The following is a 25,267-nucleotide window of genomic DNA, read 5'->3' on the forward strand; positions in this document are numbered from 1 at the left end:
CTGGAGCACACGATGAGCAATTTGCACGAAAACAGCATCATCATCGACGGCCTGAACATTTCCAAGTTCGAGCGCTCGGTGTTCGAAGATATGCGCAAGGGTGGTGTGACCGCGGTGAACTGCACGGTGTCCGTGTGGGAAAGCTTCCAGAAGACCGTCGATAACATCGCCGAAATGAAGCAGCAGATCCGCGAGTACGGCGAGATTCTCACGCTCGTGCGCACGACCGACGACATCTTCCGCGCGAAGAAAGAGAACAAGACGGGCATCATTTTCGGCTTCCAGAACGCGCATGCATTCGAGGACAACCTCGGCTATATCGAGGCATTCAAAGACCTCGGCGTGAACGTGGTTCAGCTTTGCTACAACACGCAGAATCTGGTCGGCACCGGTTGCTATGAGCGCGATGGCGGTCTGTCCGGTTATGGCCGTGAAGTGATCCAGGAAATGAATCGCGTCGGCATCATGGTCGATCTTTCGCATGTCGGCGGAAAGACTTCGTCGGAAGCGATTGCTGCGTCGAAAAAGCCGGTGTGCTATTCGCATTGCTGCCCGTCGGGACTCAAAGAGCACCCGCGCAACAAGAGCGACGAACAACTGAAAGAGATCGCCGACGCCGGCGGCTTTGTCGGCGTGACCATGTTCGCCCCTTTCCTGAAGCGCGGCCCGGACGCCACCGTCGAAGACTATATCGAGGCAATCGACTACGTCGTGAATCTGATCGGCGAAGACCAGGTCGGCATCGGCACGGACTTCACGCAAGGCTACAGCACCGAGTTCTTCGACTGGATCACGCACGACAAGGGCCGTTATCGCCAGTTGACGAACTTCGGCAAGGTCGTGAATCCGGAAGGCATCCGCACGATCGGCGAGTTTCCGAACCTGACCGCCGCGATGGAGCGCGCGGGTTGGAGCGAGACGCGCATCAAAAAGATCATGGGTGAGAACTGGGTCCGCGTATTCGGTGAGGTGTGGAAGGTTTGAGCTTCACGCGCGCATAGCCCGCAGATTCGCCCCACAAAACAAGGAGTCTTCCACATGCAACCTCAACTGCCTATCGACGTCGATGCGAACACCGGCGTCTGGACCACCGACGCGCTGCCGATGCTCTATGTGCCGCGCCATTTCTTCACGAACAACCATACCGCCGTTGAAGAAGCACTGGGCATCGACACGTATGCCGAGATTCTCTACAAGGCGGGCTATAAGTCCGCGTACTTCTGGTGCGACAAGGAAGCCAAGCAGCACGGCATCGCCGGCATGGCCGTATTCGAGCACTACCTGAAGCGGCTTTCGCAACGCGGCTGGGGCATCTTCACGATCACGGAAAGCGATCCGTCCACGTCGCATGCGCGTATCGAACTGCATCACTCGTCGTTCGTGCTCGCGCAACCGGGCAAAGTCGGCAAGCTCTGCTACATGTTCGCCGGCTGGTTCGCGGGAGCAATGGACTGGGTCAACGACACGGCGCCCGATTCACAACGCAAGGGTCCGCCTTCGCAGTCGAAAGAAGCGCGATGCGCGGCGGAAGGCCACGACCATTGCGTGTTCGAAGTGTCGCCGCTCGCGGCATAGCACTAGAAGTCATTTATTCCGAGGTCGATCGCGATGCGTTACCCGAACCTTTTCAAGCCTCTTACGCTGAACAAGCTGACTTTGCGCAACCGCATTGTCAGCACTGCGCATGCGGAGGTGTATGCGGAACCCGGCGGACTGCCCGGCGACCGTTATATCCGTTACTACGAAGAAAAGGCCAAGGGTGGTGTGGGCCTCGCCGTATGCGGCGGTTCGAGCCCGGTCTCGATCGACAGTCCGCAAGGCTGGTGGAAGTCGGTGAACCTGTCTACCGACAAGATCATCGATCCGCTCTCGCGGCTCGCGGAAGCTATGCACGCGCATGGCGCCAAGATCATGATTCAGGCCACGCACATGGGCCGCCGCTCGGCGTTTCATGGCGAGCACTGGCCGCATCTGATGTCGCCTTCGGGCGTGCGTGAGCCGGTGCATCGCGGCAACGCAAAGATCATTGAAGTGGAAGAGATTCGCCGCATTATCACCGACTTCGCGGCTGCCGCGAAACGCGTGAAAGATGCGGGCATGGACGGCGTCGAGATCTCGGCGGCGCACCAGCATCTGATCGACCAGTTCTGGAGCCCACGCACCAATTTTCGTACCGACGAGTGGGGCGGTTCGCTTGAAAACCGCCTGCGCTTCGGCGTCGAAGTATTGCAAGCAGTGCGTGAAGCAGTGGGCCCCGATTTCTGCGTGGGTTTGCGCATGTGCGGCGACGAGTTCCACGAAGACGGTCTCGATCACGAGCAACTGAAAGAGATCGCGCAGGCAATGAGCGAAAGCGGCCTGATCGATTATCTCGGTGTGATCGGCTCCGGCGCGGATACGCACAACACGCTCGCCAACTGCATGCCGCCGATGGCGCTGCCGCCCGAGCCTTTCGTGCATCTCGCAGCCGGCATCAAGTCGGTCGTGAAAGTTCCGGTCATGCATGCGCAAAGTATTCGCGACGCGGGCCAGGCCGAACGTCTGCTGGCGAGCGGCATGGTCGATCTGGTCGGCATGACACGCGCGCAGATTGCCGACCCGCATATGGTCATCAAGATCCGCGATGGCCGCGAGGACGAAATCAAGCAATGCGTTGGCGCGAACTATTGCATCGACCGCCAGTACAACGGGCTCGACGTGCTGTGCGTGCAGAACGCGGCAACCTCGCGCGAAGCGACCATGCCGCATGTCATTGCGCGTACGAACGGGCCGAAGCGCAAGGTCGTCGTGGTCGGCGCGGGTCCTGCGGGACTCGAAGCGGCGCGGGTCGCGAAGTCGCGCGGCCATGACGTGGTGCTGCTCGAGAAGAACGACTATGTGGGCGGCCAGATCATGCTCGCGGCGAAAGCGCCGCAGCGTGAGCAGATGGCAGGCATCGTCCGCTGGTTCGATATGGAAACAAAGCGCCTGGGCGTGGACCGCCGTCTCGGTGTTGCCGCCGACGATAAAACCATCATGGCCGAAAAACCGGACATCGTGGTGCTCGCCACGGGCGGCTCGGCGTTCACGTCGCAAGTCGCGGCGTGGGGCGTCGACGAAGGCCTCGCGGTGAGTTCGTGGGACGTGCTCTCGGGCAAGGTCGAGCCGGGCAAGAATGTCCTCGTGTACGACGGCGTGAGCACGCATGCCGGCGCTGGCGTCGCCGATTTCATATCGAGCCGCGGCTCGAACGTGGAGATCGTCACGCCCGACGTGAAAGTGGCCGACGACGTAGGCGGCACCACGTTCCCGATTTTCTATCGCCGCCTCTATGCACAGGGCGTGGTCCATACGCCGAATTACTGGCTCGACAAAGTGTACGAGGAAGACGGCAAGAAGATCGCTGTGATCCGCAACGAGTACACGGAGGAGCAGGAAGAGCGCGCGGTCGATCAGGTCGTGATCGAGAACGGCAGCACGCCGAACGACGAGCTGTACTGGAAGCTCAAGCCGGAGTCCGTCAATCGCGGGCAGGTCGACGTGCATAAGCTCTTTGCATCCGAGCCGCAGCCGTCGCTGTCCGAAGAGCTCGGTAATGGCCGCTTCCTGCTGTTTCGCGTCGGCGACTGCATCTCCATGCACAACATTCACGGCGCGATTTACGACGCGCTGCGCCTTTGCAAGGACTTCTGACAATGAGCCCCGTGTCTGTCATCACCGTGCTGTTGTGGTTGTCGATGGCGGGTCTGGCTTTCGCGCTCGCGAAGCGCGCCGCGTATTGGCGCGTGGGTCGCGCCACGGCGGCGGGCGCGTACGGCTGGGCGAATCTGCTGTCGATTCCGAAACGCTACTTCGTCGATCTGCATCATGTGGTCGCGCGCGACCCGTACATTGCGAAAACGCACGTGGCGACTGCCGGCGGGGCGATCCTCGCGATGGCGCTCGTGTTCGTCAACTATGGTCTCGCGATCTATTCGCCGTGGCTCGACAAGCTGATCTTTCTTGCCGCGCTCGTGATGCTGGTCGGCGCGGTTTTCGTATGGCGTCGCCGGCATGGTGCGAAAGCGGTACCCGCGCGGCTTTCGCGCGGCCCGTGGGATCATCTGCCGCTGTTGCTCGGGTCGTTCGCGCTCGGTCTCGTGTTGTTCATCGCATTGCCGGCCGCGGCGATGTCCGGCGCGCTCGCGATCATCGTCGCGCTGTTGATCGCAGTGGGCGCGTTTACGATGACATTCGGCGCCGCGCGTGGCGGTCCGATGAAACATGCGCTGGCGGGTCTGCTGCATCTCGCGTTTCACCCGCGTCAGGAGCGCTTTGCCGAGCGTAACGATCGCGACATCGTGCCGCCGACTGCATTGAAGGCGCCGTTGCTCGACGCGAAAGAATACGGCGTGGGCAAGCCCGTGGAGTTTCGCTGGAACCAGTTGCTCAGTTTCGACGCCTGCGTGCAGTGCGGCAAATGCGAGGCAGCGTGTCCCGCATTCGCCGCGGGTCAACCGCTCAATCCGAAGAAGCTCATTCAGGATCTGGTGACGGGCATGGTGGGCGGCACGGACGCCGAATACGCAGGCTCCCCAACGCCCGGCATTCCTGTCGGCAAGCATGGCGGTGCGCCTGGCAAGCCGCTGATTTCCAGCCTGATCGAGGCAGAAACGCTGTGGTCATGCACGACCTGCCGCGCTTGCGTGCAGGAGTGCCCGATGCTGATCGAGCACGTCGACGCCATTGTCGATATGCGCCGTAATCAGACGCTCGTGGAAGGCACGGTGCCGGGCAAGGGGCCGATCACGCTCTCGAATCTGCGCGAAACAGGCAGTTCGAACGGTTACGACATCGGCGCACGTTATGACTGGGCGGTCGATCTGCAAGTGCAGGTCGCGCAGCCTGGGCGCCGCGTGGATGTGCTGCTGATTGCGGGCGAAGGTGCGTTCGACATGCGCTATCAGCGCACGCTGCGCGCGCTCGTCAAGGTGCTGAACCGCGCGGGTGTCGATTATGCGGTGCTCGGCGGCGTCGAAACCGATACAGGCGACACGGCCCGGCGTCTCGGCGACGAAGCCACGTTCCAGCAACTCGCAAAGAAGTTGATCGGCACGCTCTCGCAGTACTCGTTCGGCAAGATCGTCACTTCGGATCCCCACGTGTTGCACAGCTTGCGCAACGAGTATCGCGCGTTGGGTGGCTTCTATGAAGTACAGCATCACACGGCGCTGATCGATGAACTGGTTGCGAGCGGCAAGCTGTCGCCGCGCGCGCTCGCCGCCTACGCGGACAGCAAGATCACGTATCACGATCCGTGCTACCTGGGCCGCTACAACGGCGAGACCGAAGCGCCGCGCCGCGTGCTGAAGAGCATTGGCATCAAGGTTGTCGAAATGGAGCGCCACGGCATGCGTGGACGTTGCTGCGGTGGCGGCGGCGGTGCCCCGTTGACGGACATTCCAGGCAAGCGGCGCATTCCGGACATTCGTATCGACGACGCGCGCGGCATCGGCGCCGACATTGTCGCGGTGGGCTGCCCGAATTGCACCGCGATGCTCGAAGGCGTGGTTGGGCCCCGTCCTGAAGTACTGGACGTCGCCGAACTGGTTGCAGCAGCGCTGGAGTAACGCGATGAACACAATCAAACGAATCGATCCGCGCCGCCCGTTCACGATTACCGTTGACGGACTCAGACGCATCACGCTGGGCGTGACCTGTGTGGCGGGCGCAATGGATTTCGCCGCATCCGGCGCCTCGCATCGTGAACAACCGAAGCCGCGCCGCACGAGCGCCACGCCGCAGCATGCGATGCTGGTGGCGGCGCACGCGGACCGCGGCGCACTCGACGATCACGCGCGCCAGACGCTGGCCGCCGCGGCATTGATCGCCGATGCCACCACCGAGATCGTGCTGCTCGTATTCGGCGAATTTACGGGCGACGCCGGCGCATTGGGCGCTGACAAGCTGATCGAGTTGCCTTCGTTCGATCGTCGCCATTTCGCACCGGACGACGAATTGAACGCGCTCGCCGCATGCGTCGCGGCATATGCGCCGGTGCATCTATTCCTGCCCGACAACGCGACCGGCGACGGCGATCTTGGCCGCCGGTATGCGGCGGCGGCAAATGCGAGCGTCGCGACACACGTCGTTGAAATTGATGCGTCTCACGTGGCCGCTTATGCGCATGCAAACACTGCGTTCGCTTCGTGTGCGCTGCCAGAAGTGGTATTGCTTGCGCCCAATGCGGTCGATCCCAAGTTGCCGTTCGTCGGCGCAGGAGAGCGAGTCGCATGGCGTTTCGATGGCGAACCGACTGCCACCAAAGGTATCGTGCGCGACCTCGGTATCGAGGAGATGGACGCCGCGCAGCTTGCGCTCGAAGAAGCGGACTTCATCGTCTCCGCAGGCAACGGTGTCAGCGATGTGCCTGCGTTCGAGCGTCTCGCGGCCACGCTCGGCGCGGCGATCGGTGCAAGCCGTGTCGCAGTGGACGACGGCAAATTCACACGCGACAAGCAGATCGGCGCGACCGGCAAGACCGTTGAAGCGAGCGTGTATATCGCATTTGGCATATCCGGCGCCGTGCAGCATTTGCAGGGCATCAAGGATTGCCGGCATGTGATCGCGGTGAACCTGGATGCGAGCGCGCCCATCGCCAAGCGTGCGAACCTGACCGTCATTGCCGATGCGCAGGAAACCATCGCGGCACTCAATGACGCGGCTGCCGCAGCGCGCACTGCACGCGGCACAGGTGCTGCTTTACTGAACTCGAAGGCTGTAGCGGAAGGAGCGCTCGCATGAAAATCGCCGTTCTCGTTTCCGTGGGCCGACATCCGGTGAGCGGCGTTGCGCGCTACAGCCGTAACGACGCGGCCGCACTGACGCTCGCCTTGACGCTCGCAAAGCAGCATGCTGGGACACTCGACGTGCTGCACGCCGGCGACCCTGCGAATCCCGCACTACAGGAATATCTTGCGCTAGGCGCGCGCTCCGTCGAAGTGCTTGCCGTTCCCAACGCAGACGGGTCGCAAGCCGATGGCGCAGCGCTGCTTGCCGCGCGTCTGCCCGGCTACGATCTCGTGCTGACCGGCACGCGAGCCGAAGGCGCTTTCGACAGCGGCATGCTGCCGTATCGGGTGGCGAATGCGTTGGGCATGCCGCTCGTCGGCGCGGCTGTCGATGTCGTCGTGAAGGACGGGTGCGCACAAGTTCGGCAATTCATGCCCAAGGGTTTGCGCCGCCGTGTCGAGGTGCAATTGCCCGCACTGATCGCCGTGCATCCGATGGCAAACGCAACGCCGACCTATGCCTATGCACGGCAGCGCGAAGGGACCATTCACCCGGTCGCCTGTGCGGCACCCGCTCGCGCGACGGAGCTCGCCTGGACTATTCGCCCGGCGAGCAGCAAGCCGGTGCGTCTCGCCGCAGCCGAGAAGCGCTCGGGCCACGCCCGGATGCTCTCCGCAACCACGACGGAGAGCCGCGGCGGCAGCGTCGTAATTGAAGGGAGTTCCGTCGAAAAAGCACAAGTGATTCTGGCGTATTTGCGCGAGCATCAACTCGTGGATTACTGATTTCCGGTTCAGGCGAGCATGCGGCCAGGAGGGCCTGGCGCGGCGCCAGACGTGACACGCAACGGAGCACACAATGAAAGTTTCCGCAGACGTTCGCGCAATGATCGAACGCCGCAAGAAGAATTACACGCTGGAAGCGCCGTTCTATACGAGCGAGGACATCTTCGCGCTCGACATGGACGTGATCTTCCGCAAGCACTGGATTCAGGTCGCGGTTGAGCCGGACGTGCCCGAGCCGGGCGATTACATCACGGTGGAAATCGGACACGATTCCATTCTGATCGTACGCGACGACGACATGCAGGTACGGGCGTTTCATAACGTCTGCCGCCATCGCGGCGCACGCTTGTGCAATACCGACAAGGGTTCGCTCGGCAATATCGTGTGCCCGTATCACAGCTGGACGTATAACCTGAACGGCGACCTGATGTTCGCCGAGCATATGGGCGACCAGTTCGACCGCTGCAAACACAGCTTGAAGAAAGTCCACGTGGAGAACCTCGCCGGACTCATCTTTATCTGTCTGGCGGACAATCCGCCCGCTGACTTTTCCGTCATGCGCGCGGCAATGGAGCCGTACCTGGCACCGCATCAACTGGCCGGCTGCAAGATCGCGGCGTCGATCGACATCATCGAGGAAGGCAACTGGAAGCTGACGATGGAGAACAATCGCGAGTGCTATCACTGCGTCGCGAACCATCCTGAGCTGACCATTTCGCTTTACGAATACGGTTTCGGCTATCAACGTACACCGGCTAACGAAGAAGGCATGGCCGCTTTCGAAGAGACAGTTGCTCGCCGTACCGCGCAATGGGAAGCAATGAAGCTGCCGTCAGCGGAAATCGACCGGCTCGCGGATCTCGTTACCGGTTTTCGCACGCAACGTCTGCCGCTCGATCGCGACGGCGAATCGCAGACGCTGGACGCGAAAGTGGCGTCGAAGAAACTGCTCGGCGGCTTCGAGCAGGCCGATCTTGGCGGCTTGTCGTTCTGGACGCAGCCCAATTCGTGGCATCACTTCATGAGCGATCACATTGTGAGCTTCTCGGTGATTCCGCTTTCGGCCGGCAAAACGCTCGTGCGCACGAAATGGCTCGTGCACAAGGATGCGCGCGAAGGCATCGACTACGACGTCAACAACCTGACGGCCGTATGGCGGGCGACCAATGATCAGGACCGCGCACTCGTTGAATATTCGCAACGCGGCGCAACGAGCAGCGCCTATGAGCCGGGTCCGTATTCGCCGTTCACAGAGGGTCTCGTGGAGAAGTTCTGCGAGTGGTACATCGGCCGCATCGCAGACTACAGCAACGCGCCGCAGACGCACGATGCGGAGCCGTCCGCATTCGGCGAGAAAGTCGTGTCCTTCAAGCGCTGAGCGCACGATCGCAACCAGGAGCGGGAGAAAACAATGATGCGCGATCAGGCGACGTTTCAGCTCGGCACCGAGCCGGCATCGCAATACGCAACAAGCCGTGTTACGCAGCCGCGCTTCTGGGACACGCTGCCCGCGCGGTGGAACAGCGATGTGGACGAAACACTGGTGTGCTGCCATGTGCGCCAGGAAACGCATGACGTGAAGAGCTTTTTCTTCCGCGCGCCGGGCGAACGGACCTTCGTGTTCGAGCCGGGACAGTTCATCACGCTCGAGCTGGATATCGACGGTGAGTCGATCAACCGTTGCTATACGATTTCCTCGCCGCCTACGCGTCCGCACACCATCTCCATTACGGTGAAGCGTGTGCCGGGCGGCAAAGTATCGAACTGGCTGCATGACAATCTGCAGGTGGGCGGCGAAGTTCGCGTGCTGGGGCCGGCGGGCGAATTCACGTGCGCCCGTCACCCTGCGCGCAAGCTGCTGTTTCTGTCGGCCGGTTCAGGCATTACGCCGCTGATGTCGATGAGTCGCGCGCATCACGAACTGGGCGAGGACAGCGACATTGTCTTCGTGCACAGCGCCCGCACGCCAGACGATATTATCTTCGCGCGCGAACTCGACCTGATCGCGTCAAATCACGCGCGTTTTCGTACCGCATTTGTTTGCGAGCGGGTTGGCGCACGCACGAACTGGCCAGGTGTCACGGGTTTTCTGACGTTGCCCTTACTCAAGCTGATTGCACCGGACTTTCTCGAACGCGAGATCTTCACTTGCGGGCCCACGCCGTACATGCAGGCAGTACGCAACCTGCTTGACGAGGGCGGTTTCGACCGCGGCCATTATCATGAAGAAAGCTTTTCGTTCGGCACGGTCAGCGAGGTCGCCGCACAATTGGCTACCGCGCATGTCGCCGAGGTGTTGCAGAACGCGGCCGAGCCGGCAACAGCCGAGAGTTTTGTAGAAGCCCGGGAACAGGCACCGGCTTTCGAGCCGGCTGCCGCACCCGGCGTGGCCGAAGTGCAGACACGCTACAAAGTCAGCTTCACGAAAAGCAATCGTGAGATCGAGTGCGACAGCGGCCAACATGTGCTGGATGCCGCGAAGAAAGCGGGTGTGCGCCTGCCGGCATCGTGCACGCAGGGCATGTGCGGGACCTGCAAGGTGAAGCTGGTATCGGGCGAGGTGGCGATGAAACACGCGGGCGGCATTCGTCAGCGGGAAATCGATCAAGGCATGGTGCTGCTCTGCTGCAGCAAGCCGCTCACCGATCTCGTCGTAGAGAAGTGACTGGCGCCAACGGTCAGGAACAAACTGCCGTGAGTCGCGGCAGCAAGCAGAAGAGCCAGGTCGCGTGCGGACAACTATGTGTCGCAAAACAACGTTACCGGGCAATTCTGGCTGGCGATTCTAAATGCTCAATGGGTTGTTTTTAGACGGCAAACGGGAGAACGGCGATGAGACTGATCAAAAAGATACTGGTGTTGAGCACTCTGAGTGCGGCGCTGGCGGCAACCAGCGTAAGCGCCCCGGCGGATACGAAGCCGACCATCAAGATCGGTTACGTGGAAGGCTGGGACGATAGCGTCGCGACATCGAACGTCGCCGCCCGCGTGATCGAAAAGCGCCTGGGCTATCAGGTGCAACTCGTACCGGTTGCAGCGGGCGTGATGTGGCAGGGTGTGGCTCGGGGCGACCTCGACGCGACGCTGTCCGCATGGCTGCCGGTCACGCACGGCGCGTACTGGAACAATTTCAAGGACAAAGTGGTCGATCTCGGTCCGAATTTCAACGACGCGAAGATCGGTCTTATCGTGCCCGACAATCTCGACGTGAAAACGGTCGGCGACCTGGAAGCGAAAAAGGCGGAGTTCGGCTCGCGCATTGTCGGTATCGACGCAGGTGCGGGCGTGATGCAGAAAACCAGCGAGGCAATCAAGGCTTACGGACTCGACTACAAGCTGATGCCGAGTTCGGGCAGCGCGATGACCGCGGAACTCGCGCGATCGGAAGCGGCGAGCAAGCCGATCATCGTAACCGGCTGGAAGCCGCACTGGATGTTCGCAAAGTACAAGCTCAAGTTCCTTGAAGATCCGAAGAAAGTGTTCGGTGAGGCGGAGCACGTGGACAGCGTCGTCAATCCGGAACTGGAAAAGAAGGCGCCGCCTGTCGTCGCGTTCCTGAAGAAGTTCCAGTGGAAGCCGGGCGAGATCGACAGCGTGATGCTCGCCACGCAGAACGGCGAGAAGCCGACCGCCGCTGCCGACGCGTGGATTAGCGCACACGGCGATCGAGTGGATAGCTGGGTTAAGTAGACAGAACTTAGCTGTCCTCGCATCGAACACAAAAAACGCCGCTTATCAAAGCGGCGTTTTTCTTTTGTGCTTGCAGCACTATTGCAGCACGACAGTTCTATCTCCGTTGATAAACACCCGCCGCTCGATAAACGCCTTGACCGCGCGAGCGAGCGTGATGCACTCGACGTCGCGTCCGGTGGCGAGCAGGCGCTCCGGACTGTACGAATGATCGACGCGCTCGACAACCTGCTCGATGATCGGACCTTCGTCGAGGTCGTCGGTCACGAAGTGCGCGGTCGCGCCGATCAGTTTGACGCCACGCGCATGGGCCTGGTGATAGGGTTTCGCACCCTTGAAACCGGGCAGAAACGAATGGTGAATGTTGATCGCGCGTGCAGCGAGTGCACGGCTCGTCTCGCCCGAAAGAATCTGCATGTAGCGCGCGAGAATCATCAATTCGGCGCCGGAGGTCTCGAATAGATCGAGCAAGCGCGCTTCCTGCTGCGGTTTTGTATCGGCGGTGATGGGCAAATGGTGAAACGGCAAGCCGTGTTGCTGCGCGAGCGGTTCGAGATCGCGATGATTCGAGCCAATGCCGACAATGTCCATCTTGAGCTCACCCATTCGCCAGCGAAATAGCAGGTCTGCGAGACAGTGCTCGAGCTTCGACACCATGATGAGTACTTTGGGACGCGTGCTGACGTCGTGCATTGCCCAGGTCATACGAAAGCGCTCGGCAATCGGCTCGAACTCGCGTTTGAGCGCCGCGATATTTCGCGTCTCGTTCGCATCCACGCCGTGAAAAACGCAGCGCACGAAAAACCGCTCACTGAGGTCGTCGTCGAAAACGGTGAGTTCGTCGATATAACAATGATGCCGGTCGAGAAAGCCGACAACGGCGGCAACCTGGCCCGCGGCGCTCGGACACGCGACGGTGAGAACCAGTTGATCAGGACGGGAATCGGCGGACATGCGCTCTCCACATAAACGAAGGGGGATGCCGCGGGGCGCGGCATGCATCGTCGCAGTAGAGCAAATTCATGCACAGCGCGGATAGAAGCGAATCGCCGTGGCAATGGAACCGGAACGCCAGATAGTTATTCGGCGTCGAGCCCGCATTCGCCGAGCAGCCATTGGCAGAAAGCTTCTACTGCGGGCGTTGCCGCGCGCTGCGTGACCAGCATGTAGCCGCGCTCGGTGACCACCGGAGTATCGAACAGCTCGACGAGTTGGCCGGTGACGAGCAGTTCGTGGATGAGCGGCGCCCAGCCGAGTGCCACGCCTTGGCCCATGATCGCCGCATGCGCGACTAGGGTGAAGCTATTGAACGTGATGCCGCGGTGCGCAGCGGGCGCAACGAGACCGTGCGCCGCGAACCAGTCGGCCCACGACACCCAGCGCGCGGGCTGCGTCGGTTCAAGGTGCAGAAGCGGCAGCGCGAGCAGCTCGGACGGCGACCTCAGCGGTGGATGTGCTGCGAGAAACGCCGGGCTGCACACTGGCGTGACACGCTCAGGAAAGAGCTTGATGACGCTGCGCGCGTTCCAGTCCGCATGTTCGTCGCCAAACGCAATCGCCACGTCCGCGTGATCGTGCGACGGATCGAACACACTCTGCGACGTAATGATCTTCACGTCGACATCAGGCATCAGCGCCTTGAATTGCGAAAGGCGCGGCATCAGCCAGTAGGTGGCGAAACCAAAGTCGGTGGATAGAGTGAGCGTTTGCGGCGTACGGCGCGCACGGATTTCGGCAGTGGCATGACGGATGGTGTCGAGCGCAAGACGCACCGCATCGAAAAGCCGCTCGCCGTCTTCGGTAAGCCGGACACCGCGATGGCCGCGTTCGAAAAGGGGGGCGCCCAGCGTCTCTTCGAGTTGCACGATGCGCTGGCTTACTGCCGGCTGCGTGGAGCCTAACTCTCGCGCGGCCGCGGTGAAACTCGCGAGACGCGCGGCGGATTCGAACATCGTCAATGCCTGCATTGGCGGCAAGCGGTCCTGCCTCGACATAACGCCCCCTTATAGGCACATAACGAATTGCCGTCTTCACAGCGCCGAATTGACCGGCAATAGTGGTGCAGATGCCACACGCGGACCGCCACCAGCGCTTCGAGTTGTGTCTGCGATCGCACCGGCATAGGTAGTTGCACTGACATCCATGATTCTATTCAAGGCGCGCTCCATGCTTGACAGCAGAAAGAATATTCTCATTCTGATGGCCGACCAGATGACTCCATTTGCGCTCGCCGCTTATGGACACCCGCTAACCAGAACACCCAACCTCGACCGCCTTGCAAAGCAAGGTGTGGTATTCGATTCTGCATATTGCGCAAGCCCGCTGTGTGCGCCGTCGCGCTTTTCTTTTCTATCCGGCAAATTGCCGTCTGCAATTGGCGCGTACGACAATGCCGCGGAATTTCCGTCGCAAACACTGACATTCGCGCATTACCTTCGCGCTGAAGGATATCGCACGATTCTCTCGGGAAAAATGCATTTCTGCGGCGCGGATCAGTTACACGGTTTCGAAGAGCGCCTCACCACGGACATTTATCCGGCCGACTTCGGCTGGACGCCCAACTGGGACGACTTCGAGGCGCGCCCAACGTGGTATCACAACATGAGTTCCGTTATCGACGCCGGGCCGTGCGTGCGCACGAACCAGCTCGATTTCGACGATGAGGTCACGTTCACAACGCGCCAGAAGCTCTTCGACATCGCCCGTGAGCGGCACGCGGGAAAAGACGCGAGGCCGTTCTGCATGGTCGCCTCGCTGACACATCCTCATGATCCTTACGCGATTCCGGAAAAGTACTGGAACATGTATCGGGATGACGATATCGACATGCCCGCGCATCGCGACTCGTTCGACGAAGCCGATCCTCACTCCAGGCGCTTGCGTCACGTTTGCGAAACCGACCGCACGCCGCCGACCGACCAGCAGATCCGCAACGCACGCCGCGCCTATTACGGCGCGATTTCCTATGTCGACGACCAGTTCGGTGCGATTCTCGAAGCGCTCGACCAGGCCGGGCTCGCGGAGGACACGATTATTGTGGTCACTTCCGATCATGGCGAGATGCTCGGCGAACGTGGCCTCTGGTACAAGATGACCTTTTTTGAAGGCGGCTGCCGCGTGCCGCTGATCGTGCACGCACCGCAGCAATTCGACGCGCATCGCGTGAAGGCTTCCGTGTCGCATCTCGATCTGCTGCCCACATTGGTCGAACTGGCGCGCGGCAAACAACCGGCCGCATGGCCCGATTCGCTCGACGGGCACAGTCTCGTGCCGCATCTTCGAGGAGAGCATGGCGGTCATGATGAAGCAGTAGGCGAGTACCTTGCGGAAGGCGCTATTGCGCCGATTGTGATGCTGCGGCGCGGGCGCTTCAAGTTCATACACTCGCCTGCCGACCCGGACCAGCTGTACGACGTCGAAGCCGATCCGCTCGAACGAGTGAACCTCGCGCCGAAAGCCGAGTACTCCGCCCAGATAGAGGAATTGCGCGACGAGATTGCCGCGCGCTGGGATCTTGCCGCGCTGCACGATGAAGTGCTGCAAAGTCAGCGCCGTCGCCGCTTTCATTTCGCCGCCACCACGCAAGGCACAGTTGCTTCATGGGACTGGCAACCTCGGGTCGATGCCAGTCAGCGTTACATGCGCAATCACATCGATCTGGACACGCTCGAAGCAATGGCGCGCTTCCCGGCGGTCGCGCACTGACGGTCGCTACATGCTTACTTCTCACTCACTCACAGGAAAGTCGCGATGATGAACAAGCTATTCAAACAGGCGATGTCCAGCGTTGTGCTGCTATGCGCGGCAGCGAGTTTCGCGTCGGCCGCGGAGCCGCAATCGTGCATGCAGGTGAACATGGCGGGGCCGGGATGGACCGATATCGACGCCACCAATGCAATGACGGGCGTCGTGCTGAAGGCGCTCGGGTATAAACAGAAGGTGGCTAACCTGTCTGTGCCCATCACGTATCAGGGCCTGAAAAAAGGGCAAATCGACGTGTTTCTCGGCAACTGGATGCCCGCGCAAGCACCGGTCGTCAAACCGTTTGAAGAAGAAAAATCGATCGTGGTCGTTCATCCGAATCTGAGCAATGCGAAGTTCACGCTCGCAGTGCCCGACTACGTGGCGGCGGCGGGCGTTCACTCGTTTGCGGACCTTGCCAAAAATGCCGACAAGTTCGATAGCAGGATCTACGGCATCGAACCGGGCGCGCCGGCCAATCAGAACATCAAGAAGATGGTCGATGATAAAGCGTTTGGTCTCGACAACTGGAAGCTCGTCGAATCGAGCGAGACTGGCATGCTTACTCAAGTCGAACGTGCAGTACGCGAGAAGAAGTGGATCGTGTTCCTTGCGTGGGAGCCGCATGTGATGAACACCAAGTTCAAGCTGACTTATCTCGACGGAGGCGATAAGTACTTCGGTCCGAACTACGGCGGCGCCACGGTCAATACCGTTGCGCGCAGCGGCTACGCGGAACAATGCCCTAACGTGGATCGTCTTTTCAAGCAGCTGACATTCAACGTCGACATTGAGAACGGAGTAATCACCGAAGTACTCGAAAAGAAGACCAGTGTCGACGTAGCCGCAACCGAAGCGCTCAAGCGCCACCCCGAACTGCTCAAGTCGTGGCTCGATGGCGTCAATACCGCGAGCGGTGCGAATGGCCTGCAAGCCGTTCAGACGGCTCTTGGCGTGAAGTAGAAAAGGCAATAACAGTTGTTCGCTCGTAAGGTCGCAAGGCGACAGATTCATGTCGCATCCAATCGACTCGCCGTAAATCTGGAACCGTATTCTTGACGCGTCGATGCGGGCTTGGCGGAATTTTCATGCTGAACAAATAACAGCCAGGCCATATCGATCGGTCTCAACCGGTTTCGAACTGCCCGTCATGCGAGAAGCGCCGCGCGCCTGCTATTGGCCGCGGCAGGGATCGCTTTATCCAACGAATTGCGCAGGCAAAGAGCAGGGGAGAATTTAATGAAGAAGAGAAATGCCGTCAGTCTTTCGGGACTCGCTATTGCAGCAAGCGCCGTGTGCGCGCCAACGGCTGTCCACGCGCAAAGCAGTGTCACGCTGTATGGCGTTCTGGACGCCGGCATCACGTACGTGAGCAACGCTGGTGGCTCCCACCAGGTCAAGTTCGACGACGGCATTTCGTACGGTAACCGTATCGGCTTCAAAGGCGTCGAAGATCTGGGCGGCGGCTTGCAGGCCATCTTCGTGCTCGAGTCGGGATTCCACCTGGGCAATGGACAGCTTGGATTCGGCGGTGCCGAGTTCGGCCGCCAGGCATATGTCGGCCTGAAGAACAGTTGGGGCACGCTGTCGTTCGGTAACCAGCTCGACATGACGGAAGAATTTGCTTACCTGTACAACATATCGGCGTGGGCGAGCGGTTATGCGATTCACCAGGGCGACTTCGACCGGATGAACGGCGACCGGCTACCGAATTCGATCAAGTATCTCTCCAACGACATCTCCGGTTTTTCTTTTGGCGGCATGTACTCGTTCGGCAATACGGCGGGCGACTTTCACCAGAAGAGCGCATGGAGCGTGGGCGCGCGTTATGAACACGGTGCGTTCAACATGGGCGCCGCCTATACGCAGTTGAACAATCCGTTCGGTATCTACGCGTTCGATCCGTATGCGATGATCGGCACGCGTACTTTCCTCGGGCGGCCCACCGTCTCGGTCGATCCTGCGACCGGCGCGGTAACAGATCTGTACAGTGCCTCCGCATTCCCCGTCGACAAGCAAGGTGCCTTTGCAGTCGGCGCCGCATACACGATCGGCAACGTGATGTTGAGCGGCAACTTCACCTACACCACGATCAAGGGGCTCGGACAAACGTCGCATATGCAGGTGTACGAGGGCGGCGCTTCGTACACATTCACACCGGCGTTGATGCTATACGGCGGTTATCAACACACGCGATTTGAAGGAAACCACTGGAATCAAGGCTCGCTCGGGCTTCACTATCTGCTGTCCAAACGCACGGACGTGTATATCTCCGGTGATTATCTGCGCGCTTCCGATGGCGTGAACGCGGTGATCGGCTATAGCTTCACGCCGTCGAGCACGAGCACGCAGGCCGATGTGCGTATCGGCATGCGCCATTCGTTCTGAAGCACCGGCGGCGGGTTTCCGGCAGCGGGAATCCGCCGTGGCTATTTGTCTGCTATTTCAGCAATTGTCTGCTTTATCGGTATTTGTCGCTTCTTCTTTATATCCGCTCTACAATCCCGTCCCTCGCATGAGTCGCAGTCTGGCCTGCCGTAGCGGCATGTACGGACGTCGCACTCCATGTCTTCTTTTCCGAATTGCAGTGAGCGGCGCCGCCGTGATCTGTGCATCGTGATGCAGTGAATCAACACCTTGGCGGGACCGAGGATGCCGAATGCCGATAAAGCTCTCCTTTGAAGCGCTTGAAGTACTGGATGTAATAGACCGAACAGAGACGTTTGCCGAGGCAGCCGAGTTGCTGCACAGAGTACCGTCGGCACTGACCTATCTCGTGCAGAAGATCGAAAGCGATCTGGGCGTCGAACTGTTCGATCGCAGCGGAAGACGCGCGAGACTCACGCAAGCCGGCCGGGTACTCGTGGAAGAAGGGCGTCAGTTGCTCAAAGCGGCGCGACAGCTTGAAATGAAAGCGCAAGGCATCCAGCGAGGTTGGGAGTCGGAACTTTGCATCTGTCTGGATGAAATCCTGCCGTTCGAGTCGTTGTGGCCGTATGTTCGCAGCTTCTACGAAATGGAGACGATCACGCGGTTGCGCCTGTCCACCGAAGTGCTTGGCGGCGTCTGGGATGCGCTGATTACAGGGCGCGCGGATCTCGCCGTGGGCGCAGTCGGTGAGCCGCCTCACGCGGCGAATATCGCGGCGCGGCCAATTGGAGCGTTGCGGCATCTATTCGTGATGGCGCCGGATCATCCGCTTGCCGCGATGACCGAGCCGTTGGACCGCGGCACGATTGCCGGATATCGCGGCGCTGTCATAAGCGACACGTCACGCGAGTTACAGCCTCAATCGGTGGCGACGTACGACGGCCAGCCCGTCGTCGTCGTGCCTACGCTGGCGGCCAAGGTCGGCGCGCTGTGCGAAGGAATCGCCGTGGGCATGCTGCCTGAACGCGTGGCCGAAGGCCTCATACGCGAAGGGAAACTCGTCGGGAGACGGATTGCCGGCGTGCGTGAGCACACGCAGTGCTATCTCGCGTGGCGCGAAGATAAAGGCGGACATGCGCTGGATTGGTGGATCGAACAACTGGACAAGGAAGATCTGGTCGACAGGCTGTTCGGTGCATGCATATAGTCGCGAACGTCAGTTCAACAACGCCGCCTGCAGATTAAATTCTTGTTGACGGATCTTTTGACGGTGACCGATAGTCACTGCCGGAAGATCTGTTAATCCCAGGCTCGTGCGTGAAAGACACAACCCGCTCTCCCTCGTCCCGCGCTGACCACGTGTACTTCAGCGTGCGAGACGATATCTTCGACATGCGCCTGCTTCCAGGCGACCGTATGACTGAAGGCAGCATCGCCGACCGCTTCGGCGTTTCGCGCACACCTGCGCGAGAGGCGCTGCAACGTCTTCAAAGCGACGGTCTGATGCGCGGCTATGTGCGCGGCGGCTGGGAAGTCGTGCCGATCGACTTCAAGCGCTTCGAAGATCTGTATGAAATGCGCAAGCTGATCGAGACGTTTTCTGTCACCAGGCTCTTTGGCGCTGACGGAACTCTATCCGCGACTGCTTTGCAGATGCTTGAGCGGCTCGACCGCATCTGGAACGTCCCTCGCGCACAACGCGTTCGCGACGGCCGGGAGATGGTGGCGCTCGACGAGGCGTTCCACGAGGCGCTCGTGCTCGCCGCGGGCAATGAAGAGTTGAGCGCCGCCATGCAGCGCGTGACTGACCGCATCCGCGTGGTGCGGCGGCTCGACCTCGTATACGGCGATTGCATCGACGACACTTACAACGAACACATTGCGATTCTCGCCGCCATCCGCCATCTTGCGGCTGACCGGGCAGTCGAGTTATTGGGGCGGCATATAGAAGGAAGCCGGGCGGAAGTGCGCACACTGACCGCCGAGCGCCTGCAGCGCGCCCGCACCGCCTCGGAGCCTCACAGTGCGCCTTATGCACCACCGAGGTTGCGAGGCACCATCTAGCAACACGCTTTCCGGCGCGGCAATTTGTTAAGCGCCTTCTGCAATCGGCCTTTGCGCGGAATGCGGACGTTGGCATGGTATTCGCATATGCACCGGGTATGTATACAAGCAAAAGCCCCGTGCACCCGATGCCTTCCGAATTCCTGAACCCGGCCCGCGGAACCCGCGGCATGGCGGTCGCGCCTCATGCGCTCGCCGCGCAGAGCGCCCTCGCCATCTTGCGCGAAGGCGGTAACGCCGTCGAAGCGATGATCTCGGCCGCGGCGACGATCGCCGTCGTCTATCCGCATATGAACAGCATTGGCGGCGACGGGTTCTGGCTTATCTCGCGTCCCGGCGCCGAGCCGGTCGGTATCGAAGCGTGCGGTGCTGCGGCACTGGCGGCGAGTGTCGACGAGTACCGCTCGCGTGGACTCTCGGCCATACCGACGCGCGGCCCGCTCGCAGCCAACACGGTGGCCGGCACGGTGTCCGGCTGGCAGCGCGCGCATCGCTGGTCGGCTGAAACGCTGGGCGGCAGGCTGCCGGTCGAACGCCTGCTCGAAGACGCGATCCATTACGCGAAGCACGGCGTGCCGGTCACGCGCAGCCAGTCGCAATGTGTCGAAAGCCGTCTCGCCGAACTGCGCTCGATCCCGGGTTTCACAGAGACATTCCTCTGCGACGGTCGCGTGCCTGCCACGGGCGAGCGCTTCGTCGCACCTCGTCTTGCCGCCACTCTCGAACGTCTGGCCCATGCAGGCTTCGACGACTTCTATCGAGGCGACCTTGCACGCAGCATCGCGAGTGATCTTCAGTCGGCTGGCTCGCTGCTGACTCTCGCAGATCTGCAACGACACGAGGCGCGCATGCGAACGCCGCTCGCTCTCGATCATTCGTTGGGCACGATCTACAACATGCCGCCGCCGACACAAGGGCTCGTGTCGTTGCTGATTCTCGGCATTCTCGATCGCGTGTTGACGAAAGAGATGGACCCGCTGGGTCCCGAGTTCGTGCACGCCTGCGTCGAAGCAACCAAGCTCGCGTTCGCGGTGCGCGATGCGGAGATCACCGATCCGGATCACATGCGCGTCGATCCGCGCGAACTGCTAAAGCCTGCCGCGCTCGACGCAATGGCTGCGCAAGTGTCGTCGACTCGAGCCGCGCCGTGGGGCGCAGGTCGAGGGCCCGGCGATACGGTGTGGCTCGGCGTGACCGACAGCGACGGCGTGGCGGTGAGCTTCATCCAGAGCATTTATCACGAGTTCGGCAGCGGCGTGGTGCTGGCCGGGACGGGCATCAACTGGCAGAACCGCGGATGCAGCTTCTCGCTCGACGAGCGCTCCCGCAATCCGCTAATGCCGCTGCGCCGGCCTTTTCACACGCTGAACCCGGCGCTCGCACGTTTTGCGGATGGCCGCACGATGGTCTACGGCAACATGGGCGGCGACGGGCAGCCGCAGTCGCAAAGTGCGGTGTTCTCGCGCATTGCGATGTTCGGCTGGAATCCCCAGGCCGCGATCGACGCGCCGCGTTGGCTGCTCGGCCGCACATGGGGTCAATCGACCGACACGCTCAAACTCGAAGCGCGTTTCGCTCCGGACACGATCGCGCGACTCGCAGCGCTCGGCCACGAAGTCGAGACGATGCAAGCGTATAACGAAGCAATGGGACATGCCGGCGCAATCGTTCGGTATCCCGATGGATTGATCGAAGCGGGCTACGACCCGCGCAGTGACGGGGCAGCTGCGGGCTGGTAGACGCACACGCGCGCTATTTTCAATCGGATTGCAGGTCCGGCCTTCGAGGCCCGGAGGACGCTGCACGTCTGCCGGGCGCCGGCAGACATTCGCCTAGTAATGGAGTCACCATGACCACACGTTTGCAATCTTCGTTGCCACCCATCGCGTCGACGGAAGCCGGCGCCGTTTCGTCGGGCGCGACCCACAATCGTTGGCTGCAACTCGGGCTCGGTCTCGTCTGCATGATGGCGATCTCGAGTCCGCAGTATGTATGGACGCTGATGACCAAGCCGCTCGCCGCGAAACTCGGCGTTGCATTGCCTGAGCTACAGGTCACGTTTTCGCTGCTGATCATATTGCAGACGTTCTTCTCGCCGTTTCAGGGCAAGCTGATCGACCGCTTCGGACCACGCATGTTGATTTCAATCGGCACCGTCATGTCGGGCCTGAGCTGGGTGCTGGCCTCACAGGTGCATAGCGCGCCGATGCTCTACCTCACTTATGGACTGGTGGGCGGTCTCGGCACCGGTATTGTGTATGTCGGCGTGGTGGGGCTGATGGTGCGCTGGTTCCCGACCAATCGCGGCTTTGCCGCGGGCGCTGTCGCGGCGGGCTATGGAATGGGCGCAATCGTCACGACGTTCCCGATCGCCACGTCGCTGCAAGTGCGCGGCATCGACGCGACGCTCTGGATATTCGGCATTGCGTTCGCAGTGGTGGGCCTGCTTGCTTCACAGGGTTTGCGCGTGCCGCCTGCGCACGATGCCGCTGCTTCCCCGGGCTCCGCTTCCGCGCCTGCCGTTAAGAATTTCCGCCCTTCGCAGACGTTGAAGACGCCGATCTTCTGGCTGATGTTCGCGATGATGACCATGATGTCCACGTCGGGCCTCATGGTCACCTCGCAAATGGCCACCTTCGCCGCCGACTTCGGCGTGACCAAGGTTCTCGTGTTCGGCATGGCGGCGTTGCCGCTGGCGTTGACGATCGACCGCTTCACGAACGGGCTCACGCGACCGCTGTTCGGCTGGGTGTCGGACAGAATGGGGCGCGAGAACACGATGTTTTTTGCCTTCGCGCTCGAAGGTGTGGCCATGGCGCTATGGCTGCTCACGCGCGACAACGCCGTGCTGTTCGTGCTGCTGTCGGGCGTGGTGTTCTTCGGCTGGGGCGAGATCTTCTCGCTGTTTCCGTCGACGCTCACCGACACGTTCGGCACGCGGCACGCCACCGAGAATTACGGCTGGCTCTATATCTCGCAAGGGATCGGTTCTATTTTCGGCGGCCCGCTCGCGGCGTTGATGCATCAGCACGCGGGAAGCTGGGTGCCGGTGTTTTCGACCGCGATCACGCTCGACATCGCGACCGCGCTGCTTGCCATTGCGGTGCTCAAACCGATGCGCCGGCGCTTTCTGGCGGCACAGCAGAGCGCGTGATTTCAATCGCTTTGTCGAAATGCACTCAGAAACGTCGTCGAGGAACAGATATGTCCGTTCAGCTTGCGTTACGCAATATCCGTAAATCGTTTTCGAACAAACTGGGTTCCGTCGACGTGCTCGGCGGTCTGACCTTCGATATTCACGAACGCGATTTCGTCAGCATCATCGGGCCTTCGGGCTGCGGAAAAACCACGGTGTTCAACGTGATCGCCGGCCTGCTTGAGGCGGATAGCGGCGACATCGTCTATCGCGGGCAAAGCGTCGATGGCTTGCGCGGCAAGGTCGGCTACATGATGCAGCGCGATCTGCTGCTGCCGTGGCGCACCGTGCTGCAAAACGTGCTGATCGGGCCGGAACTCTCGAAGATGCCGGCTGCGCAAGCACGCGACATGGCGATGGAATACCTCAATACCTATGGGCTCGCCGGCTTCGAGAATGCGTATCCGCGCATGCTGTCAGGCGGCATGCGTCAGCGCGTGGCGCTGATCCGCACGCTGATTAACGATCCCGACATCATTCTGCTGGACGAGCCTTTCTCGGCGCTCGACTACCAGACGCGCCTGTATCTGGAAGGCGTGCTGATGGAGGCCGTCGAGACGTTTCACAAGACAGTCGTACTCGTCACGCACGACATCGACGAGGCGGTGGCCTTGTCGAAGCGCGTCGTTGTACTGGGCGGCCGGCCTTCGCAGGTGAAGAAGATCTACGACATCGACATAGCCGCTCGCTCGCCAATCGGTGCACGCAGCGACCCGAACTTCGCCGGGTACTTTCACGCATTATGCGGCGAGCTCGACATTCAGACGGAGGTGAAAGCAGCATGACGCAATCCGCTTCCATCAATAAACCGGCGCCTGCACAACGCACAGCAAAGCCTCGCGCGCGCTTCGTGCTCGACAGCGGCTGGGGGCGTTCGCTGTTGCAACTCGCGGCGGTAGTGGCGTTCTTTGCGATATGGGAAGGCGCGGCGCGCGTCGGCTGGGTGTCTAATTTTCTTGTGGGCTCGCCGTCGAAAATACTCGCGGCGCTCTTGCGCGACATGCAATCGCATCAGCTGTTCATCGACACCGGTTATACGCTTTTTGAAGCAATTCTCGGCTTCGTGTTCGGCACCGCAGTCGGGTCGGTATGCGGACTCGCGCTGTGGTATTCGCCGTTCGTCGCGCGGCTCATCGAGCCGTTTATCGTCGCGATCAACAGTGTGCCGAAGATCGCTTTTGCACCCATCGTGATTCTGTGGTTCGGCACCGGACTCATCTCGAAGGTTGCGCTGGCCATTTCGCTGACCGCGATCGTCGCGCTGATTGCCGCATATGAAGCGGCCAAGGACGCCGATCCCGACCTGCAGGCGTTGCTCGTCACGCTCGGCGCGAACAAGAACGACGTGTTCATGAAAGTCGTGGTGCCGTTCACGCTGCCCTATGTGATTTCGACGTTTCGCATCAACGTCGGCTTCGGTCTGGTGGGCGCAGTGGTGGGTGAATTCATCTCATCGGAGAAGGGCCTCGGACACATGATCTTCACCGCGTCCAGCCTGTACGACCTGAACACCGTTTGGGAGGGGCTGTTCGTGCTCATGGCGATCGGCTTCGTCCTGTACTTTCTGATCGACATGCTCGAACGCAAACTGCTGCCCTGGCGGCAGGCGTCGAATACCACCACGCTCAAGGTTTAACGCATTCCGGCAGTCCAACCACTTCATGACAGGACAGACGATGGCATTCACCGCAAGAAAGGCGCTCGTCGCGCTCACGACCGCTTTGGCACTGAGCGTTGCAGTCGTTTCAACACCGGCACTGGCCGACGGAAAGAAAGTGACTATTTCGCAGGCGTTCCAGTCGATGCTCTATCTGCCGCTCTATGTGGCGATAGACGGCGGATTCTTCGAAAAGGCGGGACTCGACGTCAACAAGCAGACGGCGGGCAGTCCGAGCGCGGCGCTTTCGGCTGTGCTGTCCGGCAGCGCGGACTTCTCGCTACACGGTCCGGAGTGGACGGCCGTGGCCGCGGAGAAGGGCGCCGATGTCGATGTGATCGCGAATGTCGTGAACGGTGCGGCGGTGTGGATCGCCGTTGCGCCGGATGTGAAGTTCAGCGGCATCAAGGACGTGAAAGATCAGGTGGTCGTGTCGGGACAGATGCCGACCACCAGCACGTCGCTGTTCTTCAAGCTGCTGAAGGAGAACGGCATGTCGCAAAGCGACGTAAAGCTGGTTCAGGTGCCGCTCGGCTCGGAGATCGGACCGCTCGTTGCCGGCCAGGCGAAGATCGCGGTGATGTATGAGCCCGGTCTCGATCAGGCTGTCGCTAAGGGCATGAAAGTCGTGCTCGGCTTTCCGAAGCTCTATGGCGAATACGCGTTTTCGTCAATCTCCGCGAAGCGCAGCGTCGATCCGGATGCAGCCGCGCGGTTCGTGAAGGGGCTGCAAAACGCGCTGCTCTACATGCAAAGCCATCCTGCGGAAACGGCGGCCATCGCGCGCAAGGAATTTCCGACTCTCGACGCCGCAGTGGTCGACGCAGCGGTGAAGCGTATGCTCGACGAAGGCGTGTATCCGAAGAACGTCAGCATCACGCCGAAAGCGCTGACTGTCGCGATGGATACGCAGATCGCCCTTGGCAATCTGAAGCAGCAGCCGAACTACGACAGGTTCATCGTGCAGAATTACATCCAGCCGGCGCTTGCCGCGAAATAACACCGCTCACACCG

At 60.9% G+C, this 25,267-nt stretch carries 21 protein-coding genes; 19 read left to right on the forward strand and 2 right to left on the reverse strand.

Annotation, left to right across the window (positions count from 1 at the left end):
• Positions 1-12 precede the first annotated feature (12 nt).
• The 9 genes from J2W46_RS25605 (at position 13) to J2W46_RS25645 (ending at position 11,225) form a co-directional block, all read left to right on the forward strand.
• Complete coding sequence (locus J2W46_RS25605; protein WP_110406476.1) at positions 13-984, forward strand: dipeptidase; 972 nt, start codon at positions 13-15, stop codon at positions 982-984.
• A 54-nt stretch (positions 985-1,038) separates the two neighbouring features.
• Positions 1,039-1,575, forward strand: a complete 537-nt coding sequence (locus tag J2W46_RS25610; RefSeq protein WP_020067501.1) for a DUF5943 domain-containing protein — start codon at positions 1,039-1,041, stop codon at positions 1,573-1,575.
• A gap of 33 nt (positions 1,576-1,608) precedes the next feature.
• Positions 1,609-3,672 (forward strand): NADH:flavin oxidoreductase, encoded by a 2,064-nt coding sequence (locus J2W46_RS25615; RefSeq protein WP_310357311.1) that lies wholly within the window; start codon positions 1,609-1,611, stop codon positions 3,670-3,672.
• 2 nt (positions 3,673-3,674) lie between these two features.
• Positions 3,675-5,588, forward strand: coding sequence for a (Fe-S)-binding protein (locus J2W46_RS25620; protein WP_310357313.1), 1,914 nt, complete (start codon positions 3,675-3,677; stop codon positions 5,586-5,588).
• 4 nt (positions 5,589-5,592) lie between these two features.
• Positions 5,593-6,762: an electron transfer flavoprotein subunit alpha/FixB family protein gene (locus J2W46_RS25625; protein WP_310357316.1), complete on the forward strand. Its 1,170-nt coding sequence runs from the start codon at positions 5,593-5,595 to the stop codon at positions 6,760-6,762.
• A complete protein-coding gene (locus tag J2W46_RS25630; RefSeq protein ID WP_310357317.1) occupies positions 6,759-7,535 on the forward strand; it encodes an electron transfer flavoprotein subunit beta/FixA family protein in 777 nt (258 codons plus the stop codon). Before J2W46_RS25625 ends, J2W46_RS25630 begins: the two co-directional genes overlap by 4 nt.
• Before the next feature lie 73 nt (positions 7,536-7,608).
• The gene (locus J2W46_RS25635) at positions 7,609-8,913 is read left to right on the forward strand and encodes an aromatic ring-hydroxylating oxygenase subunit alpha (protein ID WP_087750780.1); all 1,305 of its coding nucleotides are present in this window, start codon (positions 7,609-7,611) and stop codon (positions 8,911-8,913) included.
• Between the two features lie 33 nt (positions 8,914-8,946).
• A complete protein-coding gene (locus J2W46_RS25640) occupies positions 8,947-10,200 on the forward strand; it encodes a hybrid-cluster NAD(P)-dependent oxidoreductase (protein ID WP_310357319.1) in 1,254 nt (417 codons plus the stop codon).
• Positions 10,201-10,367: 167 nt separating this feature from the next.
• Complete coding sequence (locus tag J2W46_RS25645; protein WP_020067508.1) at positions 10,368-11,225, forward strand: glycine betaine ABC transporter substrate-binding protein; 858 nt, start codon at positions 10,368-10,370, stop codon at positions 11,223-11,225.
• 78 nt (positions 11,226-11,303) lie between these two features.
• Here J2W46_RS25645 and purU read toward each other — a convergent pair whose 3' ends face one another.
• Positions 11,304-12,179, reverse strand: coding sequence for a formyltetrahydrofolate deformylase (gene purU / locus J2W46_RS25650; RefSeq protein ID WP_020067509.1), 876 nt, complete (start codon positions 12,177-12,179; stop codon positions 11,304-11,306).
• Between the two features lie 125 nt (positions 12,180-12,304).
• On the reverse strand, positions 12,305-13,219 hold the full coding sequence (locus J2W46_RS25655) for a choline sulfate utilization transcriptional regulator (RefSeq protein ID WP_310357322.1): 915 nt from the start codon (positions 13,217-13,219) through the stop codon (positions 12,305-12,307).
• 172 nt (positions 13,220-13,391) lie between these two features.
• Between J2W46_RS25655 and betC the strand changes: the two genes are divergently transcribed.
• From betC to J2W46_RS25705, 10 genes are all read left to right on the forward strand, one after another.
• Positions 13,392-14,930, forward strand: a complete 1,539-nt coding sequence (gene betC, locus J2W46_RS25660; RefSeq protein WP_310357324.1) for a choline-sulfatase — start codon at positions 13,392-13,394, stop codon at positions 14,928-14,930.
• Positions 14,931-14,975: 45 nt separating this feature from the next.
• A complete protein-coding gene (locus tag J2W46_RS25665) occupies positions 14,976-15,929 on the forward strand; it encodes a choline ABC transporter substrate-binding protein (protein ID WP_310357326.1) in 954 nt (317 codons plus the stop codon).
• Positions 15,930-16,205: 276 nt separating this feature from the next.
• Positions 16,206-17,354: a porin gene (locus tag J2W46_RS25670; RefSeq protein ID WP_310357328.1), complete on the forward strand. Its 1,149-nt coding sequence runs from the start codon at positions 16,206-16,208 to the stop codon at positions 17,352-17,354.
• Between the two features lie 271 nt (positions 17,355-17,625).
• Positions 17,626-18,543, forward strand: coding sequence for a LysR substrate-binding domain-containing protein (locus J2W46_RS25675; RefSeq protein ID WP_310357330.1), 918 nt, complete (start codon positions 17,626-17,628; stop codon positions 18,541-18,543).
• A gap of 185 nt (positions 18,544-18,728) precedes the next feature.
• Positions 18,729-19,400, forward strand: coding sequence for a GntR family transcriptional regulator (locus tag J2W46_RS25680; protein WP_310357655.1), 672 nt, complete (start codon positions 18,729-18,731; stop codon positions 19,398-19,400).
• A gap of 128 nt (positions 19,401-19,528) precedes the next feature.
• Positions 19,529-21,139 (forward strand): gamma-glutamyltransferase family protein, encoded by a 1,611-nt coding sequence (locus tag J2W46_RS25685; RefSeq protein ID WP_310357332.1) that lies wholly within the window; start codon positions 19,529-19,531, stop codon positions 21,137-21,139.
• Between the two features lie 110 nt (positions 21,140-21,249).
• A complete protein-coding gene (oxlT, locus tag J2W46_RS25690) occupies positions 21,250-22,554 on the forward strand; it encodes an oxalate/formate MFS antiporter (RefSeq protein ID WP_310357334.1) in 1,305 nt (434 codons plus the stop codon).
• A 50-nt stretch (positions 22,555-22,604) separates the two neighbouring features.
• Positions 22,605-23,381 carry an ABC transporter ATP-binding protein gene (locus J2W46_RS25695; RefSeq protein ID WP_027779838.1) on the forward strand — a complete coding sequence of 259 codons (777 nt, stop codon included), beginning with the start codon at positions 22,605-22,607 and terminating at the stop codon, positions 23,379-23,381.
• Positions 23,378-24,232 (forward strand): ABC transporter permease, encoded by an 855-nt coding sequence (locus J2W46_RS25700; protein ID WP_310357335.1) that lies wholly within the window; start codon positions 23,378-23,380, stop codon positions 24,230-24,232. The genes J2W46_RS25695 and J2W46_RS25700 overlap by 4 nt, the downstream gene beginning before the upstream one ends.
• Positions 24,233-24,272: 40 nt before the next feature.
• A complete protein-coding gene (locus J2W46_RS25705; protein WP_020067520.1) occupies positions 24,273-25,253 on the forward strand; it encodes an ABC transporter substrate-binding protein in 981 nt (326 codons plus the stop codon).
• Positions 25,254-25,267 lie beyond the last annotated feature (14 nt).

The sequence above is a fragment of the Paraburkholderia strydomiana genome, from assembly GCF_031456815.1.
Lineage (GTDB): Bacteria > Pseudomonadota > Gammaproteobacteria > Burkholderiales > Burkholderiaceae > Paraburkholderia > Paraburkholderia caledonica.